This window comes from Streptococcus sp. E17BB (genome assembly GCF_041807725.1).
In the GTDB taxonomy this organism is placed as follows: Bacteria; Bacillota; Bacilli; order Lactobacillales; family Streptococcaceae; genus Streptococcus; species Streptococcus entericus.
Genome location: NZ_JBGTZC010000023.1, coordinates 12,247 through 37,195 on the forward strand (window position 1 = coordinate 12,247; position 24,949 = coordinate 37,195).

Consider the following 24,949-nt stretch of genomic DNA (forward strand, 5'->3'; position numbering starts at 1 on the left):
GCAAACGAGCGCTCCCATCACGGCTAAACTAGGGCAGCCAGAACCGTAAGCCAGTCTATAACGTTTACAGGTGATCCTCGTTATGCCAGTGAATCAGATCCTATAAGAGCAAGGCTGCTGCTCAACCGATGAGCTTAATCTCCCATCTCCAGCTGTTGGCTAGCATAAGTTGTCGCATACCAACCTCCTGCTGCAACCAGCTCATCGTGACGACCCCGCTCAATGATGCGACCATCTTGCATCACTAAAATCAGATCCGCGTGGACAACTGCTGACAAGCGATGAGCAGTGATGATCGTCGTCTGCCCTTTACGCGTTTGCTTGAGGTTATCAATAATGGCATGCTCCGTCTTAGCGTCAACAGCTGATAGAGAATCATCTAAAATCAAAATATCAGGTGTCAAAATCATGGCACGACTCATGGCTAAACGTTGCTTTTGACCGCCAGATAAGGACACGCCACGTTCTCCAATGATTGTTTGGAACCCATCAGGCATACCCATCACATCATCATAAACATGGGACATTTTAGTTGCCTGTTCCACCTGTTCTTGGGATAGGCTCGGATTGCCAAAACGGACATTGTCCTCAATAGACATCGCAAAGAGCACTTGGTCTTGTGGCACATAACCCATCAGAGAGCGCAAATCAGACAAGCGGTAAGCCTTGATGTTATGACCGTTTAGACGAATCTCACCGTCTGTGACATCATACTCTCGTAACAGCAATTTTATTAAACTGGTTTTACCTGAGCCAGTTTGACCAACCAGTCCCAGCGTCTGCCCTTTTTCTAAACTAAAGTGGATATCACGCAACGTTTCCTCGTTATCATAAGCAAAATAATCCACCGCATAGTCCAGACGACCATTTTCAATAGCAGGTAAAGGATCAGTCGCTTCTACAACTGCTGAACGCTCGGATAGTAGGCTATTGATACGGTCATAAGAAACTGACCCACGCTGAATCATGTTAAACAGGAAACCAACAGCCATCAGTGGCCAGACCAGCATATCCAGATAAGTGATAAAGGCCACCAATTGACCGACACTCACCTGCCCAGAACGGACAAAGATTGAACCAACAAGGAGGATCAAAACATAGGAACTCCCCACAAAAAGCAAAACAACCGGATCCCACATGGCATCATAGAACATGGTTTTCATGTTTTTTTGGTAGGTCATCTGGTTGGTCTCTTGAAAGCTAGCCAGCTCTTGAGCCTGATAACCAAATGATTTGGTCACCTTGATCCCTGACACGCTCTCTTGAACCTTATTATTTAGGTCAGAAAAAGCAGCTTGAGAGGCTTGGAAACTGGTATGGGTACGTCGTCCGAGGAAACTGGTCGTCATCGCCATAAAAGGTAACGGAATGATAGCGACAAGCGTCATCTGCCAAGAAATGGTCACAAACATGGTCAACAGGGTCACCAAAGCTGTTATCGAGGCATCCACTGCCGACATGACCCCACCACCAGCCAAACGTGTCAAGGCGTTGATATCATTGGTCGCGTGAGCCATCAAATCACCTGTCCGATAGGTCTGGTAAAAGGATGGCGACATTTTGGTAAAGTGCTCAAACAGGCGCGACCTAATCAGTTGCCCTAAACGGCTAGAAGTCCCTAAAATATACATCCGCCAAATATAGCGAAGTACATACATCCCAAGTGCCGCTAAAAGGAGCCACAACAGGCTCCATAGCAGTTGCTGAGGGGTCAGTTGTTTGTTAGCAATACTGTCAATCACGCGCCCCATCATCATAGGAGGCACTAGGTTTAAGACAGATACCAGACTAAGCGCCACAATCCCTGTCAAGTAACGGCGTTTTTCTAACTTAAAAAACCACCATAAATCACGTACAATTTTCATGAATTCTCCTTTCTTTCTCCTAAAGGCCATCGCAGAGCTAAACAGCCCGCTCTCCTGTCATGAGTTAGCCCAAAAGAGGAGCAGTAACAAACAAATCAGCACCATAGCGGTGCTGAGGATGATAGGCTATTATACCACGTTTTCTGCACCAGGTCTAGTTGACAAGGACTAAGGAAAACGTTTTTTCTGTTGAACATGGCCTGTTTGTCTGAAAAAGAGCAAACAAGTGGTTAGTCTATGTTAATGTGTTTGCTAGTGACATGGCGATAGGTCAGGTAGGCAAGCAAACCACCCAACGTATTTGTCCAAAGGTCATCAAGCTCAAACACCCGATTGGCATCAATGAGAAGGTCCAAAACAATCTGTGTCAGCTCAATGCTCAAGCTCAGGTAAAAAGCTAGCTTAATAGCGCGAGCCATTGAGCGCAAGCTCGGAAAAAGATGAAGCAAACCAAGAACCAGCGGATAGAGGAGAAAAATATTCATCACGTTTTGGCAGATAACCCAGACCAGCTGCCTAAAACTGTTTATCGCTTGCCAACCCCAAAGGGTGTTGAAGGGGCGAAGTAAAACAACAACGCGGCCAAAGTGTTGAATCCCCGGGGTCTCCTCCAAGCCAAAGTTAGGCTGAGGCATGAAACAAATCACCGCAACAAAAATAGCATAAGCCAGTGTCGCCCCCTGAATCAGTCGACGACAGGTCATCAGCGCTCTCCTTTTTGCCGAATATTGAAGCCTTTCTGCTGAACGGCTGCTTTTTCTGGTCTAGCTGACGAGGTGCTTGCAGAGGTCTGACGTAATTTTTTTTGAAAAGCTGGCTTTGCCTGCTCTGAACGCTCCTCAAACCGCCTATCAATGCCTGATCTGCGGCGACGTGGTCGCCGACGACGATTTGGCTGTTGCTCCTCTTCAAACACAACCTGCCTTGGTTCCTTATTTTCTAAAATAAAATAAGCGCAACCAAAGTTGCAGTATTCTTTTAAATAGTCGTCTAAACGGCTGATAGCGGTCATGGTCTGTTTAGGGTTGTCCTCACGGTAAAAACCGCGCAACCGTAATTGCTCATTTCCCCAATCCCCAACAATGTAATCGTACTTGAGCAAAATCTCAGAAAAACGCTGGGTGAAACTCTCCGCATCAAAGGTTTCGCTCGTGCTCTTCACAATCGTAAAGACCACATCATCACTTTTGACTTGATTGTCAAAGCTAACAAAAACCGGTCCAGGATATTTGTTATAGTTATACATTTCGGGGGTAATATCTTTTCTCATCGCGACACTTTCCTATTCTTTTCTACCATTATATCATTTTTTAGAAAAATAGCAGAGCAAAAGATAGGAGACCTTGGGAGAGCTACTCTAGCTAGACTTGAAGTGCTAGAATTGACCAAAACGAAACAGGCTAGAACTCTTGTTCCAACCTGTTCAACCTTTTAAATCAATTCTTCTTGAGGTAGGCAATCGCATCTTGTACTGTCTTGACAGGGACGATGGTCATATCTGTCCCCAGTTCTTTGGCGGCTGAAAGAGCGTCTTCGTAATTACTCTTTAGGTTTGGAGCTGCTTGTTTTTCTTCAGCCGTCAGTTCCTTGGCAGAGACAAAGAAAATTTTTGCACCGATTTTATGGGCTGATGCTACTTTTTTATCAACCCCGCCAACCATACCAACTGTTCCGTCTGGTTCGATGGTACCAGTTCCAGCAATCACACGTCCCTTACGGAGGTCCTCATCAATCAGCTGGTCGTAGATGTCTAGTGTAAACATTAAACCTGCACTTGGACCACCGACGCCTGCTGTCGCAAAGTCAATAGGCACATCCGTTGACACTTCCGTATGGTCAACTAAACCAATACCAATCCCATTTTTCCCGTTTTTAAGCTTGATAATCTTGCCTTCGGCAGACAAGTTTTCTCCTTGACTGGTGTACTGAACAGTGACTTTATCACCTAAGGCTTGGCTACCGACGTAGTCGATCAATTCTTTTGAAGAGTTGAAGGTTTTACCGTTGATGCCAGTCACAGTATCTGCCAGATGCAGGATATCCTTAAACGTCGAGTCCTCATTGACATCCAAGACATAGACCCCTTTATAAGAAATAGTAACATCTTTACCTGCTAGTTTCAGGGCTTGGTGGATGGCTTCATTTTGAGACGTTTCCATGTAAAACTGGCTAATCCGCCAAAAATCTTCCTGGCTTTGTCCGCCAGTAGCTTCTTCTTCAGTGCTGACATCTGTAAATGGGGTCAACCAAGCGTAAAGCATCTGAGCGACTGTCGCACGACTGACTGTTACCGCAACAAAATTATAGGACCCATCATCGGTGTCTTCTTGGTCATTAACCGTCAGAACGGTCCGAATATCGTAAGCACCGCCAGGCATTTCCAAATAATAACCACCGATAGGGACAAAGACTGCATAAAATAGAGCGATTAAGGCTAGTGCAGGAACTAACCACCACTTATGCTTTTTTAGTTTTGCCATTGTTTTTCTCCATTTCTGTGATGATGTTGGCAGGAACGTAGCGGCTAATGTCCTGCTTAAAATGAATGAGCTCGCGCACTCGACTCGATGATAGATGACGATGCTCCGGTCGACTCAGCAAAAAAACAGTCTCTAGTTCTGGTGCCAATTGGTGATTAAAAACACTCAGATTTTCCTCATAAGCAAAATCTGTCGCATCGCGCAAGCCTCGTACCAAATGGGTCACACCGTACTGCCTTGCTACCTCGACAGCCAGCTGATTTTGGCTGGTAATCACCTTGACATTGGGCAAATCAGCCACTGCCTGCTCTAGCATGGTTAATCGCTGGTCAATTGGTAAAAAACCAACCTTATCTTGATTGTAAAAGAGACCAACGTAGAGCTGATCGAAGAACTGACTGGCTCGCTCAATCACATCACGATGTCCCAAGGTCATGGGGTCAAAGGACCCTGTAAACAAACCGACTTTACCTGACATAGACCGTCACCTTACTGATTCCATAGATTTTTTGTTTCCAAATGCCAAACTGGCTAATCTCCTCTGGCAACTCCACCGATCGATCAGTCTCACAGACCAAAAGCACCCCATCAGCCAAAAGACCAACTTCCTCTAAGGAGGTGATGTCCGCCTCAATCTGCTCCGTGGCATAAGGCGGATCAAGCAAGACGAGATCAAAGCGCCTGTCAAGTTGCCTCATTGCCTGCTCGGCTGGCATTTTCATTAGCGTAAACCGCTCAGGCTCTTTTGTCATAGCGATATTTTTTTGGATAATGGCTTGCGCTCCGCGGTCTCTCTCAACCAGCACAGCATCGTCCATACCGCGCGAAATCGCCTCGATGCCCAAACTGCCACTACCGGCATACAAATCCAAGACCCGACCCCCTTCAAAATAAGGACCAATCATGTTAAATAGGGCGCCTTTTACCTTATCTGTCGTCGGTCTAGTCGTCTGACCAGCCAAAGTCTTGAGGGGCCTGCCCCCAAATCGTCCCGCAACAACTCTCATGCTGACTATTATAGCACAAGTCTTCTCACAGTCCAAGCCTCAGACGATGGGGCTCTTGCTCACTAATTAGGTCTACACACCTAACTCATCGTAAAAAACGACAATTCATTACTTCTTTTCTCTAAAATATGTTATAATGGAAGGTATTGACAAATGTACAGTTAGGAGACACCTATGTCCAAACCAATTCGTGTGCGCTATGCACCAAGTCCAACAGGCTTGCTTCATATCGGCAATGCCCGTACAGCTCTATTTAACTACCTTTACGCTCGTCACCACGACGGTACCTTTATCATCCGTATCGAGGACACCGACCGTGAGCGCCATGTGGAAGATGGTGAGCGTTCTCAGCTGGAAAATTTGCGGTGGCTGGGGATTGACTGGGACGAAAGCCCAGAAACTCATGACCAGTACAGACAGTCTGAGCGCTTGGCGATTTACCAACAATACGTCGATGAGCTCCTAGCAAAGGGATTGGCCTACAAGTCCTATGTGACCAAGGAAGAGCTGGAAGCAGAGCGGGAACGGCAAGAACAAGCTGGCGAGACACCGCGCTACATCAACGAGTATCTAGGCATGTCTGATGAGGAAAAAGCAGCCTATGTAGCGGAGCGTGAAGCAGCTGGTATCGTGCCAACTGTGCGTCTAGCGGTCAATGAAGCAGGTATTTACAAGTGGACGGACATGGTCAAGGGTGATATTGCTATCGAGGGGAGCAATGTAGGTGGCGACTGGGTCATCCAGAAGGCTGACGGCTACCCGACCTACAACTTTGCGGTGGTAATTGACGACCATCTCATGGAGATTTCCCACGTTATCCGTGGAGACGACCACATCGCCAACACCCCTAAGCAGCTCATGGTTTACGAGGCTCTGGGTTGGGAAGCGCCCGAGTTCGGTCACATGACCCTCATCATCAACTCTGAAACGGGTAAAAAACTGTCCAAACGGGACACCAATACCCTGCAGTTCATCGAAGACTACCGCAAGAAAGGCTATTTGCCAGAGGCAGTCTTTAACTTCATCGCTCTCTTGGGCTGGAACCCCGGCGGTGAGGAGGAAATCTTCAGTCGTGAGGACTTTATCAAGCTCTTTGATGAGAACCGCCTGAGCAAGTCACCTGCGGCCTTTGACCAGAAGAAAATGGATTGGATGAGTGGGGAGTACATTAAGGCGGCAGACCTTGAGACCATCGTTGCCCTCTGCACACCCTACCTGGAAGCAGCAGGTCGCTTGACAGACAAGAGCGATAAACTCATCGCACTCTATAAGCCACAGTTGAGTTCAGCGGATGAGATTGTCGCGCTGACGGACCTCTTCTTTACGGACTTCCCAGCTCTCGGTGAGGCAGAAGCTGCCTTTATGGCAGGCGAGACCGTTCCGACGGTTCTAGCTAGCTTCAAGGAAAAAATAGCAGAGCTAGCAGACGCAGACTTTACACCAGAAACCATCTCCGCTCAGGTCAAAGCAGTGCAGAAAGACACTGGCGTCAAAGGTAAAAACCTCTTTATGCCCATTCGTATCGCTGTGTCTGGACAGATGCACGGTCCAGAACTACCCGACACCATCTACTTGCTAGGTAAAGAAAAAGCCCTTGCCCATATTGAACAAGTCTTGACTAGTCTTTAACAATCACACCTGCCTCTGAAAAGGGGCAGGTTTTTGGGTACCAAACGGCTGAAAAAATGATAGGATAGTAGTAAGAACATGCTTCCCAGAAAGGCTTATGATGACTGATTTTTACACCAAACTGACCCAAATCCGCCACTACCTCCACCAGCACCCTGAGGTGTCTGAGGAGGAGATTGCCACCACGGCTTTCTTGAGAGACCAGCTGACCCAGCTGGGTATTCGTATTCTGGACCTACCCTTGAAAACTGGCCTGGTGGCTGAGATTGGTCAGGGCTTGCCGATTATTGCCCTACGAGCTGATATTGATGCCCTGCCCATTGTCGAAAAGACTGCTCTGCCCTATGCTAGCCAGAACCAGGCTATGCATGCCTGCGGGCACGACATGCACATGACCAGCCTCTTGGGAGCAGCTCAGCTATTGCACCAAAACGAAAAGGACCTCAAGGGTACGGTGCGGCTGATCTTTCAACCGGCCGAGGAGGTGCCCAAGGGGGTCTACAGCGTGATTGCGGCGGGCGGTCTGGACGGGGTGTCCGCCATCATCGGCTACCACAACATGCCCCAGTTGCCGGTCGGGACCATCGGCCTGCGGTCCAAGGCCATCATGGCGGGCGTGGAGAAGTTTCGGGTGACCGTGACGGGTGACAGCAGCCATGCGGCCAAGCCTGAGATGGGTGTGGACGCGGTTCTGACCATCACCAGCATGGTCAACAACCTCCAAACCATCGTGTCTCGCACAGTGTCTGCCTTTGACCAGGCGGTCCTGTCCGTCACCCACATCAGCGTCGGCTCGACCTGGAACGTCCTGCCCAAGGAGGGCTTTTTCGAGGGCACCATTCGGACCTTCACCCCTGCCCTCAAGGCCCACCTGAGGGAACGCTTCACCACCATCGTCGAGACCACGGCTGCCCAGTTCGGGGCCACCGCCCACATCGACTGGGCCCGAACCCCTAGCGTGACCTACAACGACGAGGTCTTGACGCCACTTTTGATGGAAAATAGCAGCGCTTTTGCACCGGTTATGGAGGTGGACCCCATGTCCATTGGAGAAGACTTTGCCGCCTATCAGGAAGAGATACTAGGGGTCTTTGCCTTTATCGGTTCAAACGGTGATCCTGACGCCCCAGACCTCCACAGCGACCAATTTATCCTCAGTGACGACATGCTGCCAACAGCGGTGACCTACTATGTTGAGAGTGCTTTAATGTTATTGGATTATTTGGGGAACTAAAGAAGAGGTCAGGACAAAAAGATTTTGAGTTTTCGAAATCACATACCATTCCTCCTGTTAAAACAACAAAAGCAAAAAGACGAACAAAGAGAGGTTCTGGTTCTCAGAAATCCTTCTTTGTTCGTTTTTAATATTGGAGTTTGGACTTCTGTCCCACCTTCTTTACGATGATTGGAAATAAAAATACTATAGAACGCTACCAACGGTTGTTACTTACCAGTAAACAGGTGAGTAACGGGACCAATTATATTTTTTTACTGTATAGTTTCCTTGTGGCATCCAAGGACCACCGGTATATCGACGTTGAATTTGATATTCGGTATAGGTAATGTTTACTTGCAGGACAATGTTAGCATTTTTCCATGCTGGTACTGGATAACTTGCTCCATGACTAAGTCCTGCACTAACACCTTCCACACTAGCTCCGAGGGTTGACCCGATACTTACAGTTCCTCCATGAGGCCCTCCGTATACCGTTGTTGTCATGTGTTGAGAATTGACGGTTCGGGTGTACTGACGAATCTGAACGGTTCGTTGCTCGGTTGGGTTGTAATACCTTAAACTAATGCTTGATTTCTTCTGTTACTCAATGAAGAAATTGCGACTAGCTTGGTTAGGAAACTCATAGAGGGCATTTTCGCTTTTGTTAAACAATTTTGTACTGGAGACAATTTCAAAGTCTGTGTTTGGAATTGTATTAGCATTGACAATAGGACTAGCAAATAAAGCAATACCGAGACTGATGATTGCGACTAAACTTTTGATAAATTTCATAAAAACTTTCCTTTCTAAACAGATTTTTTGGTAGCGTTCTCTACAATTTTATTGTATAATGATTAAGAGAAAAAGTCAATTAAAAAGAGGTGGTTGTCATGCTCAAACAAGGTATGTTATTTGTGACTTATAGCTTATCTAGTGTCATTTTGTTGGCGACGAGTTTGCTATTATTTCAATTGAGTCCGCCTTTGGCGACCTTTGATGAGGCATCAGGGGTTAGGGGCTTGATGTGGTTGCACCAGTTACCCAACTATGCTCTACCTTTACTTAGTCTTTTTCTAGCCCTTATTTTTGTTCTTAAAGCTGTTAAAGTAGCAAAAAACTGGAAATAAGGTTCAGTTGACGATGGTCAAGATTGGCCCTGTGAAGAGGTTTGGAACAATCGTGACCAGGCCTTTTACTGGAAGGAAGCAGCTGACTGGTCTGTCATTGAGACCCAGGTTGGTCAGGCTTTATCTGACTATCTGGCCCAATGTCAGTTTATGCATCACCTGACCGACTATCAGGCCCTGGCCTATGGCTTTGTAGATGGTGACCTGCACCGTCTCTACTAAGGTGTTCAAACCAGCCCTGGTGCTGGTTTTTTTCAATTCACAACCGATTTTGTTAGCGTTTTCTTTATTTTTTTGGTAAAATGAGGCTAAGGAGGTGTTTGTCATGTTCAAAGACATTATGTGTTTTGTGACCTACTTTATCTCAGCAGTCATTCTGCTGGCGACTAGCTTTATCATCTTCCACTTTGGGACGCCGAGTTTGCCGATGAGTGGAGACGGGACAGGTTTGGTTTTGATCTGGGTTTATTTTAGCCCTCGATTTCTCCTTCCTGTCACTAGTTTGGTGTTGAGTTTAATCTTCTTTAGAAAGGCTAGAAAATCTTATCAAAAATTGAGCTAGGAGGGACTTGTTATGAAGGGAAAATGGGAACTGGGGTCAGCTTTGCTTTACCTTGCCTTGGGTATCTTTTACGCGTTTTCCTCTCCAGGCTATGGTTTGGGTACGGTCATTTGGTGTGGCAATGGTGTGTTGCAATTGTCCTTATTTGCTTTGGCTAACGGTTGGAAAAAGCTGTCGCTAGGTCTTTTTGTCTGCGATGTGGTGAGCTGTTTATTGGTCAGCCTCAGCCTGGCTAACTGGTCTGGTTTTGCCATCAGCATCTGGTGCCTGGTCTTTCCGGTTGTCCTTCTCAGCTATTGGCACCGCTATAAAAAAGAGGTGTGATAGATTTTGTCTATCACACCTATAAAATATCTCTACTAGGCAAAGTCCCTAGTTCGTGATAGACTAGGACAATAGAAATGGAGGACAATTATGAACATTAAATCAATCTTTAAAGCGGGAATGCTTGCCTTGGCATCAGGCTTGCTTTTGGTTGCTTGTGGCACAAAATCAGCCGACACAACACCAGCGAGTTCTGCTGCCAACAAAAAAACGGTGACTTTGGCAACTGTCGGCACAACCAAACCATTCTCTTTTGAGAAAGATGGCGAATTGACTGGCTATGACATCGAAGTTGCAAAAGCTGTTTTTGAAGGCAGTGACTATGACGTGACATACCAAAAAACAGAATGGTCATCTATCTTCGCTGGTCTAGACTCAGACCGCTACCAAATCGGTGCCAATAACATCAGTTACAGCGATGAGCGGGCAGAAAAATACCTTTACTCTGCACCAATTGCTACTAACCCGCTGATTTTGGCAGTTAACAAAAACTCAGGCATCAAGAGCTATGCAGACATCGCAGGAAAATCAACACAAGTCGTGCAAGGAACTGCGACTGCTGATATGCTTCAAAAATATAATGAAGCCAACCCAGATAAGCAAACGACAATTGAGTTTACCAAAGAAAATATCGCCCCAATCCTCTTAAACTTGGATAACGGCAAGTATGACTACAAAATTTTTGAAACACAGTCTGTGAAGACGATTGTTGAAGAGCAAGGTCTGAATAACATTGAAATTCTTGAACTTGACCTTGACACTGCACAAAAACCTTATGTCTACTTCCTCTTTGGTAAGGAAGAAACTGAACTTCAAGCCTTTGCGAACAAGCGTATCAAAGAACTTTACGAAGATGGCACCCTTGAAAAACTCTCACAAGAGTTCCTTGGAGGAAGCTACCTGCCAGAGGCTGCTGATATCAAGTAAGATTTATGTCCCTGTTGCCGAGATAGTGCAGGGACTTTTTAGTAATCCGTTATAGTTTAAAACTATAACCAGTCCTAAAATTTAACAATTTGTCAAGTCTTCTGTTTTATGGCATACTAGATACAGTTTTGAAAAGAAAGAGGAAACAAACATGAAAAAAGCGATTAAATTTGCAGGATTAAGCTTGGCTGCTGCTACCTTATTGGCGGCTTGTGGTGCTAAGTCAGAAAACTCAGCAACCGATAAAGAGGCTGAAAAAGTCTTGACCGTTGGTGTGATGTCAAAATCAGACTCTGATGTTGCCCGTTGGGAAGCCATTGAAAAGGCGCTCCAAGCGGATGGCATCACCTTAAAATACAAGGAGTTTACCGATTATTCCCAGCCAAACAAGGCTTTGGCTGATGGCGAGGTCGACATCAACGCTTTCCAACACTACAACTTCTTGGATAACTGGAACACTGAAAACAAGGAAGAACTCGAAGTCATCGCTGAAACCTATATCAGCCCGATTAACCTCTTCTCTGGTACCGCAGATGGCAAAGCCAAGTACAAATCAGTCAGCGAACTCCCAGATGGTGCGACGATTGCTGTACCAAACGACCCAACCAACGAAAGTCGTGCCCTCTACGTGCTTGAAGCAGCAGGCTTAATCAAACTCGATGTGTCTGGAACTGAGTCAGCGACTATCGCCAATATCAAGGACAATCCTAAGAAATTATCCATCAAAGAAGTTGATGCCAGCCAAACCGCACCAGCCCTCCCATCTGTTGACGCAGCTGTTATCAACAACAGCTATGCTGTTCCTGCTGGTGTTGATTACGCCACCTCTCTCTATAAGGAGCAAGCAAGTGACGAGGCAGCCAAGCAATGGATTAACATCCTAGCTGGTCAAAAAGATTGGGCTAAATCTGACAAAGCTGACTTGATTAACAAATTAGTCAAAGCTTATCACACTGATGAGATTAAGGCGATTATCGCAGAAACATCAAACAATGTTGATGTTCCCGTTTGGTAAGAACACAATTATCTTGCACGATACAGCAGGCTTGGACTCAGTCCCAGCCTCTTGTCGTTTAACCAACCCAGCCCAGAAAGGATAGGAAATGACCACTACAGCTTCTCAAAAAGAGCTAAAAGCATTTGAACAAGACGAGACCACTCAGTTTTACATGGACGTCTTGCGAACGCTCATCTCTAAAAAATCGATTTTTGCCCAGCAGGTTGGTCTAAAGGAAGTCGCCACCTATTTAGCAGAGGTTTTTGAAGATAGTGGCGCTGATGTTCTGGTTGATGACCGTTATACAGCTCCCTTTGTTTTGGCTAAATTTAAAAGTCCTCATCCCGATGCTAAGACGATTATCTTTTATAACCATTATGATACCGTGCCAGCAGACGATGACCAGCCTTGGACTTCTGACCCCTTCACCTTGACCATTCGCGAAGGATACATGTACGGTCGCGGGGTCGATGATGACAAGGGACACATCACATCCCGTCTAACAGCTGTCAAAAAATACCTCAATGAGGTCGGTGACCTGCCTGTAAATGTCATTTTCATCATGGAAGGTGCGGAAGAGTCAGCTTCTGTTGACTTAGAGCATTATTTAGAGACTTACCATAACCAACTGGTACCAGCAGACTTGCTAATCTGGGAGCAGGGCATCAAAAACAGTCGGAACCAGCTTGAAATCACTGGGGGTAATAAGGGAATTGTAACGTTTGATTTGTCTATCCAGTCAGCTGATGTTGACATTCATTCCAAGTATGGAGGGGTCATCGAATCTGCCAGCTGGCGACTGCTGGCTGCTCTTCAGAGCATGCGTGCAACTGATGGTCGCTTGTTGATCGATGGGATTTATGACCACGTTCTACCGCCTAACCAGCGCGAGCTAGACCTAGTGAAACAGTACGCACTGGATAATCCTAAGGAACTACAAGACATCTACGGCTTGACCCTTCCCACCCTAGTGACTGAGCAGGAAGCATTTTTGAGACGCTACTTTTTTGAACCATCGTTGACCATTGAAGGCTTAACATCAGGCTATCAGGGACAAGGGGTGAAAACCATTTTGCCCTCAACTGCCTCAGCTAAGATGGAGATACGCTTGGTTCCTGGTCTGACACCAGAGTACGCCCTTGCTTGTGTTGAGAACCATTTGCAAAAGCTCGGCTTTTCCGACATCCTCGTCACCTATACTCTAGGGGAAGAAAGCTACCGTAGCGACCTGTCAGCACTTGCCATCTTACGCTTGATTGAACTGGCCAAAGCTCAATCGCCAGCCGGAGTATCTGTCTTGCCAACCTCAGCAGGAACAGGTCCCATGCACAAGGTACATAGTCGTCTAGGTGTGCCAATTGCTTCTATCGGTATCGGACACCCTAATAGTCGTGACCATGGCGGGGATGAGAATGTTCGTCTGGTGGACTACTATAGTCATATCCAATTAGTTAAGGAGTTAATCGCAAGTTATGAGTCATCCAATTATTGCTCTTGAGCACATTGATATTACCTTTCATCAAAAAAACAAAAAAATCGACGCTGTCAAAGATGTCAGCGTCCATATAAAGCAAGGGGATATCTATGGTATCGTCGGTTATTCTGGCGCAGGCAAATCAACCCTTGTCAGAGCCATCAACCTCCTACAAGTTCCTAGTGCTGGACAAGTAACTGTGGATGGGGATATCCTTTTTGCAGATGGAAAAGTTCAGCTCTCATCTGCTGACTTGCGTAAGAAGCGTCGCAATATCGGCATGATTTTCCAGCACTTTAACCTGATGGCACAAAAAACAGCACGGGAGAATGTGGCTTTTGCCCTCAAGCACTCGCCATTAACCAAAGAAGAACGAGCAAAAAAAGTTGATGACCTCCTAACCTTGGTTGGTTTGGCAGAACGTGCAGACAGCTACCCTGCTCAGTTATCAGGCGGTCAAAAGCAGCGGGTCGCTATTGCGCGAGCTCTAGCAAATGACCCTAAAATCCTAATTTCTGACGAATCGACTTCTGCTCTCGACCCTAAAACAACCAAGCAAATCCTCTCTCTCCTACAGGAACTCAACCAGAAATTGGGACTAACCATTGTCATTATTACCCATGAAATGCAGATTGTCAAAGACATCTGTCACCGTGTCGCTGTTATGCAAAATGGTGAGCTTATTGAGGAAGGAACGGTTTTAGACATCTTTTCTCATCCCAAACAGGATTTGACCAGAGACTTTATCAAAGTCGCTACTGGCATTGACGAAGCTCTGGCTAAGATTTATCAACAAGAGATTGTCAAAAATCTGCCTGCTCAATCAGCTCTCGTCCAACTCAAGTATGCTGGTCAGATGACAGATGAGCCTGTCCTAAACGACATCGACCGTCGTTATCAAGTGACGTCGAATATCCTTTATGGTAATATCGAGATTCTGGACGGTGTTCCTGTTGGGGAGCTGGTCGCTGTGCTAACTGGTGAGAAACTAGACCAAGCGCTCTTGGCCTTGGAAGCTTCTGGTATCACTGCTGTCATTTTGAAAGGACGTGTGTAATATGCTATCATTTCTACAACCAATCGCTCAGCTCATCGAAACCTATCTCCCAAACGTCTATAAACTAGGCTGGTCTGGCGATGCTGGCTGGGGCATGGCTATTTATAACACCCTCTACATGACCTTGATTCCATTTATTATCGGTGGGATTGCCGGGCTCCTCGGGGGGCTGTTCCTCGTTTTGACTGCTCCTGGCGGTGTTTTGGAACACCGTGGTATTCATTTTATCTTGGATAAAATTGCTTCTATCTTCCGTGCTATTCCCTTTATTATTCTCTTGGCAATTTTAGCCCCTCTGACCCGTCTGTTGATTGGAACCACTCTTGGATCTGATGCTGCTAATGTTTCCCTATCGGTCGCTGTTTTTGCCTTTTTCCTAAGGCAGGTTCAAGTGGTCATGGCAGAGCTGGACAAGGGTGTCATCGAAGCCGCACAAGCCTCTGGGGCAACAACATGGGACATCATCTGGGTCTATTTGAGCGAAGGGTTACCTGACCTTATTCGTGTCTCAACCGTCACCTTGATTTCCTTGGTCGGTGAAACTGCTATGGCTGGCGCTATCGGGGCCGGAGGGCTTGGTAATACTGCCATTTCTTATGGTTATAACCGCTTTAACCAAGACGTGACTTGGATTGCCACTCTCTTGATTCTACTCTTGATTTTTAGTATCCAGTTTTTAGGTGACTTTCTGACCAGAAAGATAAGCCATAAATAAAAATTTATAAAAACTCTTCATAAAATTATTATTTTCAAGTCAATTCACGAATAAAAAACTATAAAGCAAGTAGCATGATTAATGGTTGTATGCTATAATAAGTCCAGGAGGATGATCATGAAAAATTAACGCAAGAAGTTCTACTTGACAATTCCTGTTTTTCTGGGAATGCTATTGGCTTCTGGTAAAGTAGCTGCTAATGAAACATCTGTAGAGCAACCACCCGTACCCCCAACCACCGAACCCTCTCAGGCAANTAGAGCAACCACCCGTACCCCCAACCACCGAACCCTCTCAGGCAACAACTATAACGCCTGCTGAATCAAGTACTGTTAGTGAGACGACACCTACGGCCGAAGCTAGTCTTGCTATTGCAGTTCGTGCTGCTGTTGAGACCAGCGCAACTACTCCTGCTTCCCAAGTGTCAGAGGAAAGTCTACCAGCTAGTGGGACTTATACCTTTACTGAGCGAGTTGGGGTCAAGAGCGAGCCTAAGATGTCAGCACCAGACCGAGACTACTACACTGCAGGTGAAAAAGCCAACTATGACAAAACTGTCGAGAACGACAACCATCTGTGGATCAGTTACGTCAGCTACTCTGGCAGTCGTAGTTATGTCCCTGTAAAAGATTTAGGACCATCAACTTCCTCAACACCGACTGAAACAGTCAAACCCGTTGCCGAGAAGGCACCTGCCAAGGTCGAAGTGGTCGGCTACGACGAGTATAAAACCAACTTTACCATCAAGGGCACAGGCACACCTGACACCAAACAGATTGCCCATGTGCGCGCTGCGGTGTGGTCGGCAGACAAGGGACAAGATGACCTCAAATGGTACGAGCCTAAAGTCGTTAACAACCAGGTAAGTGCTACCGTAGACATCGCTAACCACTCAAATACTTCTGATAAGTACACCGTCCATGTCTACACCACCTATACTGATAATCAGACAGTAGGAACAAATTTAGGTGCTTTTGAAGTGATTAAGCCTGAACCTAAGCTGGCAACAATTGAAGTTCAAGACTATCAAGAAAATAAAACCTATTTCACTGTAAAAGTGACAGGCTACGAGAACTCCAAGGAGGTTAAAGATGTCCGAGTCGCTGTTTGGTCAAAAGATAAAGGGCAAGATGACGTCAAATGGTATACTCCAGAGGTTACAAATAACCGAGCAGCAGCAACAATTAGTATTGCCAACCATTCCAATACTTCAGATCAATACACTGTGCATGTTTATACAACCTACTCAGATGGTAGCACAATTGGAACAGATGCAGGAACTTTTAACATTAAAAAACCTAATCTTGCTACTATTTATGGAACAGACCAAGTGAATAGCGTCTCTGATAGCATCAAAAAGGTTCTTCAGATTGCAGGTGATTTACTCGGTGTTGAAATTGGCGGAGCAGCCCACAAGAAAATCGTTGACGACTACAATGCTGTTTCACCACTACCTGTTGGCTACAAAGTCGCCTATGATGACGATTGGTGCGATGTATTTACTACTGTTGTCTTCCAACGTGCAGGCTTATCACACCTGATTGGTCGTGAGTGTGGCGTTGAGCGACACACCAAGATTTTTAAATCTTTGGGTATTTGGAACGAAGATGGTTCAACCACACCTAAGACCGGTGATATCATCACCTTTAACTGGGATCAAAACTATCAAGCTAATGACGGTTTTGCCGATCATATTGGTATTGTTACTCACGTTCAAGACGGTATCATTCATACCATTGAAAGAAATAACGACCAGCAGGTTCGTCGTAGGACATATAAAATTGGTCATGGTAATATCCGAGGATTTGCGCGACCAAACTACAGCTAAGAGTATAACTTTGCCGAATATGCTAAAATCGGCTCTTTGTCAACTGTAGTGGGTTGACCCACTTAACACCGAGAGAGGACAGTACTTGTTTTCTCTGTTTTTGTTGATTGTCTAAATGGTATTTTATACCAATACCCATTAGGATAAGGAGGCAACATCAACTAGAGCGTTATAGCTAAAAACTATAGCTTCTTCTAGTTTTTTTCTATTATCCAAATGTAAAAATCTATGATAAAATAAAAGCTCACAGCAAGAAAGGAGACTTATGTCAAACAATCTATTAGTCCTGCAATCGGACTTTGGGCTGGTGGACGGAGCGGTATCTGCCATGATTGGCGTTGCTTTGCAAGAAGAGCCAACACTTGGTGTCCATCACCTGACTCACGATATCACCCCCTACAATATCTTTGAAGCGTCCTACCGCCTCTTTCAAGCCATCGAGTACTGGCCTGAAGGCACGACTTTTGTGTCTGTCGTTGACCCTGGCGTTGGCTCCAAGCGCAAGAGCGTGGTGGCACTGACAGCAGCTAACCAGTACATCGTCACCCCTGACAATGGTACCCTGTCCTACATCAAAAAGCACGTTGGCATTCAGGCGGTGCGTGAGATTTCTGAGGTGGCCAATCGCCGAGCAAACACCGAGCACTCCTATACCTTCCACGGGCGGGATGTTTACGCTTATACAGGTGCCAAGCTGGCCAGTGGTCACATCAGTTTTGAGGAGGTTGGACCAGAGTTGTCTGTCGATGACATCATCGAATTGCCAGTAGTTGAAACGGTAGTTGACAGCAACCTCGTACGCGGTGCCATCGACATCTTAGATGTTCGTTTCGGTTCGCTCTGGACGTCGATCACACGTGAGGAGTTCTACAGTCTCTCCCCAGAGTTTAATGACCGCTTTGAAGTGACCATCTATAACAACGACATGCTGGTCTACCAAAATCAAGTCACCTACGGCAAATCCTTTGCGGATGTTCGCATCGGTCAGCCGATTATCTACATCAACTCCCTCTACCGAGTTGGTCTGGCGATTAACCAAGGTTCCTTTGCCAAGGCTTATAATGTTGGCGTAGGTCCTCAGTGGCATATTGAACTTAAAAAACTTGAAAACAATTAGGAGAATGTTATGAAAAACAATACTATCAAAACCATCGTTGCCGCAGGAATCGGCGCGGCTTTATTCTTAGTCATCGGTATGGTCATCAATATCCCAACCCCAGTGCCTAATACCAGTATCCAGTTGCAGTATGCTTTGCAGTCCTTATTAGCAATCTTGTTTGGACCTTTGGCAGGTTTCTTTTTAGGATTTATCGGTCACACTCTCAAGGATGCCATGGCTGGTTATGGTCTCTGGTGGTCTTGGATTTTGCCGAGCGGACTCTTTGGTCTGGGACTCGGTCTGTTGAAAAATCAATTTAAGATTGAGCAAGGCATTTTTACCACAAAAGATGCGATTCGCTTTAATATCGCTCAGTTGATTTTGAATGTCCTCGTTTGGGGCGTGGTGGCACCAGTTGGTGACATTCTTTTCTACGCACAACCAGCTGAGAAGGTTTTTGCCCAAGCCCTTATGGCTGGTTTAGCCAATGCCTTTACAGTGGCTATCGGTGGGACGCTTTTACTGTCTATCTATGCGAAAACCCGTACCAAGTCAGGTAGCTTATCCAAAAATTAAGAACGTTGAGCCCAGAGAAAGATTCTTCTGGCGCTCTTTTTATTCTATCTGGTATAATAGATAAAGATAAAGGAGGACTAGATATGTTACAACCCATTGGACAAACAAATTTGCAAGGCTCACGCGTAGCGCTTGGGTGCATGCGCATGGCCAGCTTAGATATTGAACAGGCTATGACTGTTCTGACTGCTTGTCAAGAGCTGGGCATCAATTTTTTTGACCATGCTGACATTTATGGTGGTGGTGAGTCGGAACGCCGTTTTGCTCAAGCTCAAAAAGCCCTTGGTATCAAGCGAGAAGAAATGATTCTTCAATCTAAATGTGGTATCCGCAGAGGCTTCTTTGATTTTTCAAAAGACCATATTTTTTCTTCTGTCGATGGGATATTAGAGCGCCTTGAAACAGATTATTTGGATATTTTAGCCCTGCACAGACCTGATACGCTCATGGAGCCTGAGGAGGTTGCGGAAGCTTTTTACCAACTCAAAAAAGCAGGAAAGGTGAAACATTTTGGGGTCAGCAATCAGAACCCTCAACAGATGGCTCTCTTGCAAGCTTATCTTGATGAGCCTTTAGCGGTCAACCAACTGCAGCTCTCTCCAGCGCATACACCGATGATTGATAGTGGGCTTAATGTCAATATGCTCAATCAAGCTGGTGTTAATCGTGATAACGGGGTGCTAGAGTATTGCCGCCTCAACAAGGTGACGATTCAGGCTTGGTCACCATTCCAAGTTGATTTGGCAAAAGGTGTTTTCTTTAATCATCCAGATTATCAGGACCTCGTGGCAACGCTTGACCAATACGCCCAGCAGTTTGGTGTGTCGCGTGAAGCTATGGTTGTTGCATGGATTCTTCGCCATCCTGCACAGATGCAGGTCCTCATTGGGTCGATGAATCCTGACCGTATCGCTAACATGATGCAAAGTAAGTATGTTGACTTATCACGTGAGGACTGGTATGCCATTTACCGCAGTGCAGGCAATGTGTTGCCTTAATCCTCAAATCAGTTGAACAACAAGAAACAGTCAATCCCCAGATGTCATGCCTCTGGGGGGATTGACTGTTTAGACTTCGATATAGTCTCTTAATGCCTGACCAGACAGCCCTGCATTGATAGCAATGAGTAATTTCAAGCGAGCTTTCTGCGCATTGAGTTCTTTGACGAAAAGGACTCCTTTGCCAGCAAGTTCTACCCCACCGCCTTCATAACCGTAAACAGGTTCTGCGATGCCGTTGAAACAACGAGATACCAAAACGATGGGAATTTGTCTTTGCAATAGCTTGTCAAGCTGTCGGCTAGCTTCTGGTGGTAGGTTCCCTGCCCCCATAGCCTCAATCACCACGCCTGATACTTGGTCAGGATCCAGCAAGCTAAAGAGCTCACCAGTCATGCCTGCATAGGCTTTAATAATAGGGACAAGCCCTTTGACCTGTTTGAGGTCAAAGCGGACACGCTGTTCAGCTGCTTTGAAAAAGAGGATATCATGTTTCATGATGACCCCCAACGGACCATGGGTCGGTGTTTGAAAAGTTGAAACATTGGTGGTATGAGTTTTAGTCACATATTTTGCTGCATGGATTTCATCATTCATCACCACTAAGACACCCTTGTCAGCACTCTTGTCATGACTGGCAACCCGCAGGGCACTGAGAAAGTTATAAACCCCATCGCTGCCGAGTTCGTTTGAACTGCGCATGGCACCTGTCAACACGATAGGAATCTGCGGTATCGCCATGGTATCAAGGAAATAAGCCGTCTCTTCCAAGGTATCTGTGCCGTGGGTAATCACAACTCCGTCAATCTGCTCTGCCATTTCTCTAATTAAGCCATAAAGCTGAATCATATGGTCACAAGTGATATGGGGGCTGGGCAAATGAAAGGGCTCACGGTTAATCAACTCAATCCCCTCTAAAGACGGGCTGACCTCTAGCATGGGATTGACTGCTTCGGGGCGGACCTGACCTGAGCTATCGGCAGTCATGGAAATAGTCCCACCAGTATGAATGACGAGTATTTTTTTCATGAAAAATGGTTACGCTTTCTACTAAAATGTGCTATACTTAATTGTAACATATCATTGAGAGAAAGGTGGCGAATTTTGGCGATAAAAGCAGTATTTTTTGATATTGATGGCACGCTGATGACAGATACCAAACGGGTACAAAAATCAACGGTCAAGGCCATCAAAGAGCTGAAAAACCAGGGGATCCTAGTGGGTCTAGCAACAGGACGAGGTCCAGCCTTTGTCGCTCCTTTCATGGAGAATTATGGTCTTGATTTTGCGGTGACCTATAACGGTCAGTATGTGCTGACCCGAAATGAGGTCATCTATGCCAATCCCTTACCTAAATCAACAGTTTTCAAACTCATGTCTTATGCCCAAAAAAGGCGCATGGAGGTGTCTTTGGGAACATCTTCTGGTTTAGTCGGCTCTGGTTTGATTCACTTGGGCACCAGCTCAAAAGCACAGGTTCTCAGCCATATCATTCCCAAACAGTGGGCTAAGGCAGTTGAGCGCAGCTTTAAGCACATTTTCCGTCGTCTGAGGCCACAAAACTATGATAAATTAACCCTGCTCGCCCGTGAAACGATTTTCCAGATTGTGGTCGTAGCGACAACTGATAAAACAGCTGAGCTGGAACAGGCTTTCCCAGAAATCACTATCACCAGAAGCAGTTCTTATTCTGCTGATTTAATCAGTAAAGGGCAATCCAAACTACGAGGGATTTGTCGCTTGGCGGAGCATTTTGATTTTGATTTGTACGAAGTTATGGCTTTTGGAGATTCTGACAACGATATGGAAATGTTATCCAGTGTCGGTGTTGGTGTTGCCATGGGAAATGCCCAAGCAACTCTAAAGGCTATTGCACATCATATCACCTCAGACAACAACACCAACGGTATCGCCAAGGCGCTGTGGCATTATGGGCTGATTCAACTGGAAGAGGGCGAACATTTTCGTTCAGCGGATGACAATTTTAACAAGGTTAAAGCTTTCCACCAGATGGTTGATGGGATGACGCACGAAATGCCTAGGCTCTACCAGCTGACTGAAGCTGGGCATCGAGCCGACTTTATGATAGAAGAACTGGTGGAGTTTCTCCATGCCAGCAGCCAGGGAGATGAAGTAGCCTTTGATGCTGCAGTCGCTGATCTACACAAGGCTTTAGAACGAGCGACCGATAAGGTGAAAAAAACGTCTCAAACCAGCTCACCTCTTGTTGGTCAAGTTGATGCTCTGGCTGACTTGCTCTATTTGACCTACGGCTCCTTCGTCTTGATGGGAGTCGACCCTAAGCCTATCGTTGACACTATTCATGCGGCCAACATGGGAAAAATTTTTCCTGATGGTCAAGTGCATCGTGACCCAATAACCAATAAGGTACTCAAGCCAGATGATTGGCAGGAACGTTGTGCTCCTGAACCAGCCATCAAAAAAGAACTAGATAGACAGATGCAAAAGGCACTGAAGCATCAATCCCGAACAGGGAAACAGCAAAAATAAGAGGCAGACTTCTCAAATTCTATGGAGACATGAACGTCTGTCTCTCTTTTTGCAATTTTTTTGCGAATACCTTATAATGGATAACAATGAAGACCAATCAAAAAGGAGTAGACATGAACACACGTGGATTTGAGTTAGTCAGCTGTTTTACTGATGAGACCCTTTTGCCCAAACGTGAAACCGCCCACGCGGCAGGTTATGACCTAAAAGCGGCAGAAACAACCGTCATTGAGGCAGGGGAAATTGTATTGGTCCCTACAGGGGTCAAGGCTTATATGCAGGCAGGCGAGGTGCTGTATCTCTATGATCGCTCGTCCAATCCTCGCAAGAAAGGCTTGGTCTTGATCAATTCGGTCGGGGTCATCGATGGCGATTACTACGGCAATCCAGCCAATGAAGGACACATCTACGCTCAGATGAAAAACATCACTGACCAGTCTGTGACCGTTGAAGCAGGCGAGCGCATTGTGCAAGCAGTCTTTGCGCCATTTTTACTGGCAGACGGTGATGTGGCGACAGGTCAGCGAACAGGCGGTTTTGGTAGTACAGGAGATTAGTGATGCAAACGATGCCCTTTCAGCCTCAGGCTTGTCAAGGCTATCATACAATCTTTCAAAGAGGTATCGGTGGCTTCCTATACTTGGGATTTTTGCCCGATGGCGACAGACTTCTCTGTATTTCAAGTCAATACCTCTCACTCATTAACTTGCTAACTGGTGAGGTTCGAGAGATTGATGGCGACTATGATAAGGAGTCTCTCTTGGCTTATGGTGAGGGTATGGCACAGCCTATTGACATTGTAGGACAGACTGGCGGAGCCTTACCTTTGACCAACCAAGAAGAGGTAACTGTTTCTGCCTCTATTGATAGCACAGGAGCTTATCCGATTTGTTCGATAGTTTGGCAAATAGCAGAGCAGCCGCCTTACTTGATATTTGAATCTTATCTCCCCTATGTTTATGGCTTTAGCCCGGATGGGAGATACTATGTTCATGCTGATGACGGTGGCTTAACCGTTTTACGAAAAAAGGAGGAGTCGAGTGGCTAAGAAAAAATCGACCTTTATTTGTGAGGCCTGTGGTTACCATTCACCAAAGTATCTAGGACGGTGTCCTAATTGCTCCAACTGGGCTTCCTTTGTGGAAGAAGTTGAGGTAGCCGAGGTCAAAAATGCCCGTGTCAGCTTAACAGGCGAAAAAACCAAGCCTGTCAAGCTCAACCAAGTCACCTCAAGCACGGTCGACCGCACTAAGTCTGACATGGAAGAATTCAACCGTGTACTGGGTGGAGGGGTTGTGCCTGGCAGCCTCGTCCTCATCGGTGGCGACCCTGGGATCGGTAAGTCGACCTTGCTCCTCCAAGTCTCCACCCAGCTGGCCAGCAAGGGCTCCGTACTCTACGTCTCTGGGGAGGAGTCTGCAGAGCAGATTAAGCTGAGGAGCGAGCGTTTGGGCGACATAGACAACGAGTTTTACCTCTATGCCGAAACTAATATGCAGAGCATCCGAGCCGAAATCGAGAAGCTCCAGCCAGATTTTTTGATTATCGACTCCATCCAAACCATCATGAGCCCAGATGTAGGGAGCGTTCAGGGCTCTGTCTCTCAGGTGCGTGAGGTGACGGCAGAACTGATGCAGCTGGCTAAGACCAATAACATCGCGACCTTTATCGTGGGGCATGTGACCAAGGAAGGGACACTGGCTGGACCACGGATGCTGGAGCACATGGTGGACACCGTGCTCTATTTTGAAGGGGAGCGCCAGCACACCTTTCGGATCCTGCGGGCGGTTAAAAACCGCTTTGGCTCGACCAATGAAATCGGCATTTTTGAGATGCAATCAGCTGGACTGGTCGAAGTTCTCAACCCCAGTCAAGTCTTTCTGGAAGAGCGCCTAGACGGGGCGACAGGCTCTGCGATTGTCGTGACCATGGAAGGAACGCGACCAATCCTAGCGGAAGTGCAGGCTCTAGTGACCCCAACTGTTTTTGGCAATGCCAAGCGCACCACCACTGGACTAGACTTTAACCGTGTCAGCCTGATCATGGCGGTGCTGGAGAAGCGTTGTAACCTGCTTTTGCAAAATCAGGATGCCTACCTCAAGTCGGCAGGCGGTGTCAAGCTAGATGAGCCTGCTATCGACCTGGCTGTTGCTGTCGCCATTGCTTCCAGCTACAAGGATAAGCCGACGGACCCGCAAGAGTGCTTTATCGGGGAAATCGGTCTAACCGGTGAAATCCGTCGAGTCAACCGCATCGAGCAGCGGATTAACGAGGCTAGCAAGCTCGGCTTCACACGAATCTATGCCCCAAAAAATTCCTTGACAGGGCTCAAATTGCCCAAGGGAATTGAGGTTATCGGAGTCATGACGGCCGGTGAAGTGCTGAAAAAAGTATTTAGCTAAGATAAAAAAGACCTCGCAAGGTCTTTTTTTGGCTCTATAATTTCTGTAGTGGGTAAATCCACCATGGAGATTATAGAGCCTTTTGAGTGTAGAAAAAAAGTTCCATATAACCTACAATGAAAAGTGCTTAAACAACTCATTAGAAAGACACATAT

Annotated in this window: 26 protein-coding genes; 18 read left to right on the plus strand and 8 right to left on the minus strand. The window is 46.3% G+C overall.

The annotated features are described in order from the left end of the window. Nucleotides 1–134 precede the first annotated feature (134 nt). The 6 genes from ACERC7_RS06860 to rsmD all read right to left on the minus strand — a co-directional run bounded on the left by ACERC7_RS06860 (nt 135) and on the right by rsmD (nt 5,361). The gene (locus ACERC7_RS06860) at nt 135–1,865 is read right to left on the minus strand and encodes an ABC transporter ATP-binding protein (RefSeq protein WP_373666515.1); all 1,731 of its coding nucleotides are present in this window, start codon (nt 1,863–1,865) and stop codon (nt 135–137) included. Nucleotides 1,866–2,095: 230 nt separating this feature from the next. After that, a complete protein-coding gene (locus tag ACERC7_RS06865) occupies nt 2,096–2,569 on the minus strand; it encodes a VanZ family protein (protein WP_373666516.1) in 474 nt (157 codons plus the stop codon). Beyond that, a complete protein-coding gene (locus tag ACERC7_RS06870; protein ID WP_373666517.1) occupies nt 2,569–3,135 on the minus strand; it encodes a YutD family protein in 567 nt (188 codons plus the stop codon). The genes ACERC7_RS06865 and ACERC7_RS06870 overlap by 1 nt, the downstream gene beginning before the upstream one ends. Before the next feature lie 166 nt (nt 3,136–3,301). Continuing rightward, nucleotides 3,302–4,345 carry a SepM family pheromone-processing serine protease gene (locus ACERC7_RS06875; RefSeq protein ID WP_373659205.1) on the minus strand — a complete coding sequence of 348 codons (1,044 nt, stop codon included), beginning with the start codon at nt 4,343–4,345 and terminating at the stop codon, nt 3,302–3,304. Further along, nucleotides 4,323–4,823, minus strand: coding sequence for a pantetheine-phosphate adenylyltransferase (gene coaD, locus ACERC7_RS06880; RefSeq protein ID WP_373666518.1), 501 nt, complete (start codon nt 4,821–4,823; stop codon nt 4,323–4,325). The genes ACERC7_RS06875 and coaD overlap by 23 nt, the downstream gene beginning before the upstream one ends. Then, entirely contained in the window at nt 4,813–5,361 is a 549-nt protein-coding gene (gene rsmD, locus ACERC7_RS06885; RefSeq protein WP_373659213.1) for a 16S rRNA (guanine(966)-N(2))-methyltransferase RsmD, read from the minus strand. Before rsmD ends, coaD begins: the two co-directional genes overlap by 11 nt. A 165-nt stretch (nt 5,362–5,526) precedes the next feature. On the opposite strand from rsmD, the gene gltX reads away from it, so the two are divergent. Continuing rightward, nucleotides 5,527–6,981 (plus strand): glutamate--tRNA ligase, encoded by a 1,455-nt coding sequence (gene gltX / locus ACERC7_RS06890; RefSeq protein ID WP_373666519.1) that lies wholly within the window; start codon nt 5,527–5,529, stop codon nt 6,979–6,981. A 97-nt stretch (nt 6,982–7,078) separates the two neighbouring features. Next, on the plus strand, nt 7,079–8,215 hold the full coding sequence (locus tag ACERC7_RS06895) for an amidohydrolase (RefSeq protein ID WP_373666520.1): 1,137 nt from the start codon (nt 7,079–7,081) through the stop codon (nt 8,213–8,215). Between the two features lie 582 nt (nt 8,216–8,797). Here the strand turns inward: ACERC7_RS06895 and ACERC7_RS06900 are convergent. Then, the gene (locus ACERC7_RS06900) at nt 8,798–8,989 is read right to left on the minus strand and encodes a hypothetical protein (RefSeq protein ID WP_373666521.1); all 192 of its coding nucleotides are present in this window, start codon (nt 8,987–8,989) and stop codon (nt 8,798–8,800) included. Nucleotides 8,990–9,087: 98 nt separating this feature from the next. Here ACERC7_RS06900 and ACERC7_RS06905 point away from each other — a divergent pair, with 98 nt between their 5' ends. From ACERC7_RS06905 to ACERC7_RS06960, 12 genes are all read left to right on the plus strand, one after another. After that, on the plus strand, nt 9,088–9,324 hold the full coding sequence (locus ACERC7_RS06905; RefSeq protein ID WP_373659198.1) for a hypothetical protein: 237 nt from the start codon (nt 9,088–9,090) through the stop codon (nt 9,322–9,324). A gap of 325 nt (nt 9,325–9,649) precedes the next feature. Next, nucleotides 9,650–9,886, plus strand: coding sequence for a hypothetical protein (locus ACERC7_RS06910; protein WP_373659197.1), 237 nt, complete (start codon nt 9,650–9,652; stop codon nt 9,884–9,886). A 12-nt stretch (nt 9,887–9,898) separates the two neighbouring features. Next, on the plus strand, nt 9,899–10,210 hold the full coding sequence (locus ACERC7_RS06915) for a hypothetical protein (RefSeq protein ID WP_373666522.1): 312 nt from the start codon (nt 9,899–9,901) through the stop codon (nt 10,208–10,210). Nucleotides 10,211–10,300: 90 nt separating this feature from the next. Next, nucleotides 10,301–11,137 carry an amino acid ABC transporter substrate-binding protein gene (locus ACERC7_RS06920; RefSeq protein ID WP_373659195.1) on the plus strand — a complete coding sequence of 279 codons (837 nt, stop codon included), beginning with the start codon at nt 10,301–10,303 and terminating at the stop codon, nt 11,135–11,137. A gap of 151 nt (nt 11,138–11,288) precedes the next feature. Beyond that, nucleotides 11,289–12,152: a MetQ/NlpA family ABC transporter substrate-binding protein gene (locus tag ACERC7_RS06925; protein ID WP_373666523.1), complete on the plus strand. Its 864-nt coding sequence runs from the start codon at nt 11,289–11,291 to the stop codon at nt 12,150–12,152. A gap of 88 nt (nt 12,153–12,240) precedes the next feature. Beyond that, nucleotides 12,241–13,632: a M20/M25/M40 family metallo-hydrolase gene (locus tag ACERC7_RS06930; protein ID WP_373666524.1), complete on the plus strand. Its 1,392-nt coding sequence runs from the start codon at nt 12,241–12,243 to the stop codon at nt 13,630–13,632. Then, on the plus strand, nt 13,607–14,665 hold the full coding sequence (locus tag ACERC7_RS06935) for a methionine ABC transporter ATP-binding protein (protein ID WP_373666525.1): 1,059 nt from the start codon (nt 13,607–13,609) through the stop codon (nt 14,663–14,665). The genes ACERC7_RS06930 and ACERC7_RS06935 overlap by 26 nt, the downstream gene beginning before the upstream one ends. Before the next feature lie 22 nt (nt 14,666–14,687). Continuing rightward, complete coding sequence (locus ACERC7_RS06940; RefSeq protein ID WP_373659211.1) at nt 14,688–15,380, plus strand: methionine ABC transporter permease; 693 nt, start codon at nt 14,688–14,690, stop codon at nt 15,378–15,380. Between the two features lie 421 nt (nt 15,381–15,801). Then, nucleotides 15,802–17,208 carry a GBS Bsp-like repeat-containing protein gene (locus ACERC7_RS06945; protein WP_373666526.1) on the plus strand — a complete coding sequence of 469 codons (1,407 nt, stop codon included), beginning with the start codon at nt 15,802–15,804 and terminating at the stop codon, nt 17,206–17,208. Between the two features lie 265 nt (nt 17,209–17,473). Further along, nucleotides 17,474–18,325 (plus strand): S-adenosyl-l-methionine hydroxide adenosyltransferase family protein, encoded by an 852-nt coding sequence (locus ACERC7_RS06950; protein WP_373659190.1) that lies wholly within the window; start codon nt 17,474–17,476, stop codon nt 18,323–18,325. A gap of 9 nt (nt 18,326–18,334) precedes the next feature. After that, complete coding sequence (locus ACERC7_RS06955; RefSeq protein WP_373659189.1) at nt 18,335–18,883, plus strand: ECF-type riboflavin transporter substrate-binding protein; 549 nt, start codon at nt 18,335–18,337, stop codon at nt 18,881–18,883. Between the two features lie 83 nt (nt 18,884–18,966). After that, nucleotides 18,967–19,881 (plus strand): aldo/keto reductase family oxidoreductase, encoded by a 915-nt coding sequence (locus ACERC7_RS06960; protein ID WP_373659187.1) that lies wholly within the window; start codon nt 18,967–18,969, stop codon nt 19,879–19,881. A 69-nt stretch (nt 19,882–19,950) separates the two neighbouring features. Here ACERC7_RS06960 and ACERC7_RS06965 read toward each other — a convergent pair whose 3' ends face one another. Continuing rightward, nucleotides 19,951–20,910 carry an asparaginase gene (locus ACERC7_RS06965; RefSeq protein ID WP_373666527.1) on the minus strand — a complete coding sequence of 320 codons (960 nt, stop codon included), beginning with the start codon at nt 20,908–20,910 and terminating at the stop codon, nt 19,951–19,953. A gap of 75 nt (nt 20,911–20,985) precedes the next feature. On the opposite strand from ACERC7_RS06965, the gene ACERC7_RS06970 reads away from it, so the two are divergent. From ACERC7_RS06970 to radA, 4 genes are all read left to right on the plus strand, one after another. Beyond that, a complete protein-coding gene (locus ACERC7_RS06970; protein ID WP_373666528.1) occupies nt 20,986–22,392 on the plus strand; it encodes a Cof-type HAD-IIB family hydrolase in 1,407 nt (468 codons plus the stop codon). Between the two features lie 113 nt (nt 22,393–22,505). Then, the gene (locus ACERC7_RS06975; protein ID WP_373666529.1) at nt 22,506–22,949 is read left to right on the plus strand and encodes a dUTP diphosphatase; all 444 of its coding nucleotides are present in this window, start codon (nt 22,506–22,508) and stop codon (nt 22,947–22,949) included. A gap of 2 nt (nt 22,950–22,951) precedes the next feature. After that, nucleotides 22,952–23,440, plus strand: coding sequence for a hypothetical protein (locus ACERC7_RS06980; protein ID WP_373666530.1), 489 nt, complete (start codon nt 22,952–22,954; stop codon nt 23,438–23,440). Then, a complete protein-coding gene (gene radA, locus ACERC7_RS06985) occupies nt 23,433–24,794 on the plus strand; it encodes a DNA repair protein RadA (protein ID WP_373666531.1) in 1,362 nt (453 codons plus the stop codon). The genes ACERC7_RS06980 and radA overlap by 8 nt, the downstream gene beginning before the upstream one ends. Nucleotides 24,795–24,949 lie beyond the last annotated feature (155 nt).